Raw genomic sequence first — 8,087 nt, forward strand, 5'->3', positions numbered from 1 at the left:
TTTGAATAATGCAAGCATAAATAAGATGTTGAAGGGCTTTGCTATCTGCTATTTTTGCTACAGTAGCAAAATAATGAGAAATATCATCGCCTTTTGGGGTGATTTGTCGCGGTAGGGGAGGGGAGAGAGTGGCGGTTTGTGCAAACGGCTATGTGTCTTCTCGATCTGGATTTACGGGTCAGAATGACAGACTCATCATTCTGACCCGTACGTCTCATCAATACCACTCACTATAGGCAATTCATTTCATCGTAATAATTGCCCCATTCATCAATAGCAGTGGAGATAAGCGCGAGTCTATTTTTCAACGAGGCAAACTTATTGCTTGAATAGCCCTTTGGGAGAACTGATGATATAGCCTCATTGGTCCCAATACCATCTAGATGTATTTTTTCCCAACAAATGAGAGCGAGAATATGTTCTTCTATGTTGCTTTTTCTCTTCACATACTTATTTTTATTGAGGTTTCGCTTTAGTAATGGCCTTAGCTTTTCAATTTCTGGAGCTTCGATAAAGTCATTGCTGTTCATGTGATAATAATTTCTAAATTTTTCAAATTGGTATTCGTATTCATCAAAAGCTTCATGTATGTCTTCTTTTTTTGCATTGAAGTGACAGCTTATCGCCAATGAGGAAATTGGTGAGTTATCATCAATCTGGGGGTAGACATAAAATATCCCAGGTTTCAGTTTTTCTGGATAAAATGATAATGCGTGACTTAGTGGTGTGGGTTGAGCAGTATTGGCTTCAAGGGATGTACGAATAGGCTGGTTATCATCATGACTGCCTACTCGTCGTTTACTTTGTAAATATTTTTTGGCATCTCTTATGTTTTTTAAAAAATCTTGTGGTGTCACAGCATTAATGATATCTGCAATTCTTAACCAATTCAGGTGGAAAAAATTACTGTTCAAGTAGTTTATTGTTGTAATGAAATCAGGGTTGGATTTGAGATCTTTAATAAATAAAATAAGGCTTTTGTATATTGTTTTCTCTTCTTCTGAAAGCAATGCCAAACTTAATACTCGGTCGTAAGAGAAGTTACATTGCACCGAGTCCCAGAATTCAGAGGTGACTTTTAACTTTACAATATGTTCATCGTTAACTTCTGCATCGTGAAGCATGGAAATGATTTCGTTATTTATCTCTTTCAATGAATTTATTTCGTATGGTTTATTCAATCTGGCATGGTTGTAAATAACATAAAACCCAATAAGTTGCTCTGTAGCGTGAGCCAGTAGAGTATTAAAGTCTGCATGCGTAATACGTGCTTTCATTATGCCGCCCCTCCTAATGGGCCGTTACATCAACGAGATTATTACGCATTGTGTTTATTCTGTGTTGGAAGTGAATCACAGTTATTGGTTCTTTTTCAATAGACGGCGTCTATCAAGGAACAAGCAGAACATGTTGTTGCCAAGGTAGAAATAGATGGCGCACCTCATACGAGGTTCGTCATGTCAACATTAAGTTCTTTAAAAGAACCTCATGCTGCGTAAAAAAATGTGCTCCGTATGATGACCTCGTACACATTAAACAGAGGAAATCACATGGCGATGCACACGAGTGAAACAGGTGCTGCGACTCACCTGATGCAGCACGTAGACAGAATTATCCGACTGCCCGAGGTGAAACGCCTGACAGGGTACGGTCGCTCCACCATTTATAACCGCCTCAACCCCAAGTCCAAGGGCTACGACCCCGATTTTCCGCGCCCAGTCAGTCTTTCTCCCTTCGGTGCCGCTCGTGGGATAAAAGGGTGGCGCATGAGTGAGGTCATGCATTGGTGTGCGACGCGTCCTTATGTTGAGGCGCGCCATTCTTCGCTCGAGGGTTCAAAAAATGATTAATGAGAAGGGGGAGCTTATCTTTCGCGATCAGCCATCATTTACCGAGATCTTGGAAGCTGCCAACCAACAAGAATCTGAAGCCCAACGCGCAGCACTTGCTCCTGTAGGGTTTCCTGTATCTGCGTTGTCTGAGCAATTGCAGGCGGTCATCCGCGGTGTGAAGAAGCAAACGCAAGCTTCAGAGGAGCTCATCGGGTGCATGTTGATTGGCATGATGGTACCTGCAGTTCATGATCTGTTTGTCATCACGCCCTTGGACAACATGTCTTTCCCCCTGTCGGCCAGCATCATGGTCGTAGCAGGGTCTGGCGAGGGCAAGTCATCCGTTGCTAAATGTTTCCTGAAGTCCATTCGTACACTCGAGAGTGATTTCGCCATGCAGTATCAAACAGAGATGGCACAGTTTGCTGACGAGCTGGAACATTGGGAGATCAAACATAAAGTTCTGAAAAAAGGGTACCAGCGTGCCATTACACTGGGTGAGGAGGAAGGGGCATGCAAGCGCCGCCTGGATGAGCATATGGCGAGCAAACCAACCAAGCCTGTCCAAAAACGCTTGCTGGTGAACGATCTGACGACGGCTGGGCTTTTGAAGCTCCTGGGGACGGGATGGCCCTCGCTCTTTTTATTCTCCGATGAGGCTGGCAGCATTCTGGATAACGAGCTATTCCACAAACCGCATTTACTCAACACGCTGTGGGATGAGCAGTGTATCAGGGTTGACCGCGGTGGCAGTCATACTGCGTTCTCGATTGACAATGCACGATTTAGCAGTTTGTTGATGACGCAGCCAGCATCGTTTCACCGCATGCTCAAACAACAGCGTGGCGTTGCCATCACATCAGGTCTCTGTGCGCGTCTACTCATCTGCGCGCCTAAATCGACAATGGGGGAGCGGCTCATAGGCGATGCACAAGAGCAGCAAGACGAGGTTGAGCGCGCGGCGCTGGAATGGTTTTCCCAGCGACAAGCAGCACTTTTGATGCAATCGATGGCGCGTCGGGAGGCAGGCTACGAGTACATCAGCCTGCAACTTTGTGCAGAGGCGAGAACCTTGCTTTGTGAAACTGCCAATACTGTCACGTTGAGACTTGATCCTCAGGGTGACCTTCACCAGTATCGCAATTTTGGTGCCAAGTACTTTGAGCATGTTGCACGTATAGCTGGGGTGTTGGAAGCCTTCTGTACAGGAGGTAAGATGGTTTCTACTGCTACCGTGCGAGCAGCTATTACCATCGTCGACTATTTCTTCAAGCAGCATATTCACTTGATGGCTGATGATGTCATGCCGAGCATGCGTACTCATGCCGAAGAGTTAGATGCGTGGTTGAAAAAACGTGCAGGGAGCAGGGTTGATTTTGAAATCCCTAAAAATGAAATTCTTCAAAAAGCGTTCGTGGCATTAAGAAGTGTTGCTGTGCTGGACAAGGCCATTGATGAGTTAATGGCAAAGAACAAGGTCCATCTTCGCACGGAATATCGCCATCAAGGGCATAAACCAATAATGATGGTGTGCTATTGTAATGTTGAAAATAAAAAATAACATTCTGGTCAATATTCTGATGGAGGTAGAATAAACTTCCCGTCATGCCGACTAACAGACAACTGACTGATAGCGTGTCTGGCCATGCACAAACAAGTCTGAGACCTTAAATAAAGGTACGCTAACTATACAAGTGTCAGTTGTTTTTAGATTATCGGTTATGTCGATGAAATCAGCGCTAGATACGCGTTTTTGCTGATGTCACAGTTTTAAATTGAGTCATGAATATTGGTTTTTAATGTTATTGGTAGTTCACTTAACTAATGTCTAAGTTAACGTAATTTATTCTGCCACCTAATAAATAGCTAAGGTGAGCTCATTTGCACGTCAGCTCATGCATCACTCGATGCAACGATAGGCAGCCTACGACTTACTCAATCAGCCATGATTGAATGAAGAGACAACCTAATACGAGCAGGACATGACCACATGTCCTCACTCATCGTTAACATCAAAACATGGAATTGGTAATCAGCATGCTTAAGTATAATTACATTGATATCGATGCTATCCCTATACAGCATAAACCAACGAAAGCGTTACGCATGAAAAAGGAGTCCTCTATAACAAGAACGCTGAGCGAGATGTGTCATCAATCTATTTATTACCCACAACTATTCAAATTTATCGACCATCTGGTGCAGAGGGAGGCTCTTCCTGCTCTATTTTCCAGTAAGATGGCGGGGGGGATTTACCCTCTTACCAAGGAGGGGGCGAGGCTATCAGGTATCATCACGCTTGCTGTGCAGGTGTACCTGCATCAGGAGTATTTTAATTTGGATCCCAAGTTGGCCTGCTTGTGTAATTTCGTCGTCAAGCATCAACTTCGTGAGATGATCATGGATGGTGGCACCAGCCAAGATGCGCAGGAGAAGCTAGATCTCAGGTATCAGCAGTTGATGTCGGAATTGAAGTCAGAAGCCATTCAGGGCAAGTGCGATACCTTCATGAAGGGGGCGCAGAGGAATACCGCCTCACTGCGTCGCTATGTGAATGGGTTGTTTGGGCGCTATGCTCGCCTCCTGGTGCTGCGGGTCGATTTGTACTACAAAACAGAGTTCTTGGATGAGCTTTCTATTGAAGAGATCATCAAACACAAAAAGGCACTGTTTAAATCCCGTGGTAAAGGGGCATTGGCTGCCAATTGGGTAGGGTATGTTTGTCGTTTGGAGTTTTCCCCTCAAACAGGCTTTCATTTTCACTTGGCAGTCTTTATGAACGGTGCTCATTTCCAGCGTGATGTTTTCTACGCAGATGCCATCATTAAGGAATGGTTGCGTATCACGGGTAACCGGGGCAGAGGGCATAATTGCAATCAGAAAAAGGCTGAGTATCGGGAGTGCGGGATTGGTATGGTGGGGCATGCCGACAAGACGAAACGGGGCTATTTACAAAAAGCCCTTGCTTATCTGACCAAATCAGAGCCAGCCGCTAGGCTGAAGCTCAAGGGGCATCGTACCTTCTTCAAAGGCAGCGTGCCCAAGTGCGCCACTGCACGAGGTAGACCGCGATTGAATGCGTAGGCTGGATTTGACCTCATAGATCCAGACACTTTTTCCCGCTTAGGGTTGTGATACCCGACTGCGCAGAAATTCCCGAGGTGAACGGTATCCCAAGGCGCTGTGCGGGTGGTGCTCGTTATAATGCTCAAACGCGATAGCCAAATTGCCAACCGCTGTTCGGCTATCCGGTTTTGGCATCATCTCGATATAGTCTCGCTTCATCGTCTTCACGAAGCTCTCCGCTATACCGTTGCTCGGTGGGCTCTTCACCGCCGTCGTTCTGGGCTACAATCCGATTTCTCGTGCGAATGCACGGGGCTCATGAGCTCGATACGCCGAGCCATTATCTGTCAGCCATTCCACTGGTGATGCCGGCAATGAATCCCCGAAGCGTCGTTCGACAGACCTCAGCATGACATCTTGCACTGTGTCACTGTCGTAACCCCCGGTACTGGCAGCCCAGTCCAAGGTTTCCCTGTCACAGCAGTCCATGGCGAACGTGACTCGTAGTTTTTCACCGTTATCGCAGCGAAACTCGAAGCCATCCGAGCACCAACGTCGATTGCTCTCTTTGACGGTAACGCGCCCCTTATGTGCCTGCAGGGTCAATGGTGCCGCCGGTTTTCTTTCCAGCAGCAGGCCATGATCGCGCATGACACGATATACATGCTTGGCGTTTACCACAGGCTGTCGTGTTGCCTCTGACTGACGCCGTAACAGCGCCCAAACTCGGCGATAGCCATTGGAGGGAAGCTCTGCCATCGCCTCCATGATCCGGCCAACTAAGGCAACATCATCGCCAGCGCGATGATGACGACCATCTTGCCAACCCGGTTTTCGATGAACACGAACGGATAGCTGCGCACGCGATACATTAAGGGCCTGGCTCACAGCACTTAATCGTCGTCCCCCGGCAACAAGGGCGCATGCGCAATCCATTTTTTTGCTCGGCCATACTCCACGGCTTCTTTGAGGAGCTCGTTCTCCATGGTCTTCTTCCCGAGCAGACGCTGGAGCTCTCGGATCTGCTTGATGGCAGCAGCCAACTCTGAGGCTGGAACAACATCCTCACCGGCGGAGATCGCCGTGAGAGACCCTTCCTTGAATTGCTTACGCCATTTGAAAAGCTGGTTGGCGTTGACGTCGTGCAAGCGAGCGACATGAGAGACGGTCATTCCGGGCTCAAAGTTCTGCTGAACGATGGAGATCTTTTCCTACGGAGTCCGGCGTCGACGGCGCTCGGCTCCAGTTAACACTTCGACCATCTTCTCGTTGTGACTAGTACTGAACATAGTTCCAAGACTACCTCTTAAGTTAAGAGGGGTGAAGTGTCTGGATCTTCAAGGGGTCAATCTATAGGCTGTGATGACAGTCTCTTCAGTTAATAAGACTGTGATGTGCATATTTCAATCCAGGTTAAATGAGATAGCAGAATGAGCCAGTTAACCACCTCGGAACTCGTTGTTGATTTTAAGTGAATATGAGAAGGTTGATTCTATCTCTGTTTAAGGAACGTTCGTGATAGATGAATGTGGGCTGGCCATCAAGGAGTTTGAGAGGATATCATGTCCGGTGAGGTTAGAGTGTTATCATCAAGTGTGCTGTAATGCGTCTAGATACATTTATTTTAGCTGAGGTGTAGGGTAGGTTTGGTTTGGTATAGTCCTCAATGCTCACAACAAGGTATATAAGCACAATATTGATGGGTGTAAACAGCTCAGTGTGGATGGGATACATTAAGTAATGTGTGATATTTCAACTAACCATTGCAACTCATGCGCATAATGATACTTTTTACTCGTGCAATATCTATTGGCGTTCAAAAGGGGGAGGTGATAACATTGGGAGGTTGATATAACATGCTTGGATAATGAAATGTTGTTTTTCTTCGTCATCCAATCTACTGAGCGAGAGGCTATTGATGAATGAATTTTTGAAAGTCTTGTTGAATGTGCGTAGTCTGCGAGCTGCACTGCGTGAGTTGTCTCTGGAGCAAGTACAAGAAGCCCGCGAGAAGATTGAAGCGACTTATCTGGAACGATTAGAGCAGGCAGAGAAAAAGCAAGCAGCCCAAGCTGAGCATCAGCAAAAGCTGGCTGAGTTTCACGCCATGTTGGCTCAGGCAGGTATTGACCCGACAGAGTTGGTGGGGAGTACTTCGGCAGCGGCGACTTCGAACAAAGCGAAACGCGCTCCTCGTCCGCCGAAATACCGTTATGTTGATAATGGGCAAGAGAAGACCTGGACCGGTCAGGGGCGAATGCCTAAATACTTGGCACTGCAGGTAGAGCAAGGTCGTCAGTTGGATGACTTCCTCATCTAAGTGTTAGATTCATAGAGATTGTTTCAATTTTCTAAGCTTCAAATCCACTCAGTAATTGGGATTGCGAATCCGTTCCTTTTCTAGTATTTAGGTGTGTATGGAGATGGTATTCACCTGACAGTTGCCCACAAAAGGGAGTGGTCATACGGCTTCAAACCGGATAACAAAACGGTACCCCTACCGTGTTATCTGGAGTCACCGTATGACCACCAACGAGAAAGTAGCACGTCGCAAACTCAGCCTGCTAGAGCTCGCCAAAGAGCTCAATAACGTCAGCAAAGCCTGCAAGCTCATCGGCTACAGCAGTCAGCAGTTCTACAAAATTCGCCGTAATTACCAGACCTATGGCGCCGAGGGCTTGCTCGACAAATTGCCCGGCTGTAAAGGGGCTCATCCCAACCGGGTCGCGCCCGAGATTGAGCAGGCCATCCTCGATTACTCCCTCACCAGACCAACCCATGGCCCGCTGCGGGTCGCACAAGAACTGGCTCTGCAAGGTATCAACGTCAGTGCTGGTGGAGTACGTGGCGTGTGGCAACGCCACGATTTGCTCTCTAAACACGACCGCTTGTTGCGCCTCGAGAAAACCCACCGGGAGCAGACCATTGAGCTCAATAACGAGCAAATTCGCCTGTTAGAACGCTTCAGCCCCGAGTTTCGCGAACGCCAGATTGAGGTCCACTACACCGGGGAACTGGTAGCGGTCGACACCTTCTTCGTCGGCGCGCTCAAGGGGGGTTGGCAAGGTGTATCTGCAAACCGTGCTGGACTGCTACAGTCGCCACGCCTGGGGGTAATCCCCCCGAAAAACTGAGGTGCTCATAAGTAGAATTTTCTCGTATCTTGAACGCAGGAGGTTCTACATGAAA

At 47.3% G+C, this 8,087-nt stretch carries 5 protein-coding genes and 2 pseudogenes; 5 read left to right on the forward strand and 2 right to left on the reverse strand.

The features are described 5' to 3' along the window. Positions 1-230: 230 nt before the first annotated feature. A complete protein-coding gene (locus PG897_RS20760; RefSeq protein WP_270829349.1) occupies positions 231-1,277 on the reverse strand; it encodes a hypothetical protein in 1,047 nt (348 codons plus the stop codon). Between the two features lie 273 nt (positions 1,278-1,550). Here PG897_RS20760 and PG897_RS20765 point away from each other — a divergent pair, with 273 nt between their 5' ends. From PG897_RS20765 to PG897_RS20775, 3 genes are all read left to right on the forward strand, one after another. Further along, positions 1,551-1,850, forward strand: coding sequence for a helix-turn-helix transcriptional regulator (locus PG897_RS20765; RefSeq protein WP_270829350.1), 300 nt, complete (start codon positions 1,551-1,553; stop codon positions 1,848-1,850). Then, positions 1,843-3,393, forward strand: coding sequence for a YfjI family protein (locus tag PG897_RS20770; RefSeq protein WP_270829352.1), 1,551 nt, complete (start codon positions 1,843-1,845; stop codon positions 3,391-3,393). The genes PG897_RS20765 and PG897_RS20770 overlap by 8 nt, the downstream gene beginning before the upstream one ends. Positions 3,394-3,851: 458 nt before the next feature. Further along, positions 3,852-4,916, forward strand: coding sequence for a YagK/YfjJ domain-containing protein (locus PG897_RS20775; RefSeq protein WP_270829353.1), 1,065 nt, complete (start codon positions 3,852-3,854; stop codon positions 4,914-4,916). A 39-nt stretch (positions 4,917-4,955) separates the two neighbouring features. On the opposite strand, the pseudogene PG897_RS20780 reads toward PG897_RS20775, so the two are convergent. After that, positions 4,956-6,103: pseudogene (locus PG897_RS20780) on the reverse strand (IS3 family transposase). Positions 6,104-6,816: 713 nt separating this feature from the next. Here PG897_RS20780 and PG897_RS20785 point away from each other — a divergent pair. Further along, positions 6,817-7,218, forward strand: a complete 402-nt coding sequence (locus PG897_RS20785; protein ID WP_270829355.1) for an H-NS family histone-like protein — start codon at positions 6,817-6,819, stop codon at positions 7,216-7,218. A 202-nt stretch (positions 7,219-7,420) separates the two neighbouring features. Continuing rightward, positions 7,421-8,012 (forward strand): annotated as a pseudogene (locus tag PG897_RS20790) (IS481-like element ISAs19 family transposase); the annotation flags it as partial. Positions 8,013-8,087: the final 75 nt, after the last annotated feature.

It is taken from the genome of Aeromonas sp. QDB20, from assembly GCF_027707805.1.
Classification (GTDB): Bacteria; Pseudomonadota; Gammaproteobacteria; order Enterobacterales; family Aeromonadaceae; genus Aeromonas; species Aeromonas dhakensis.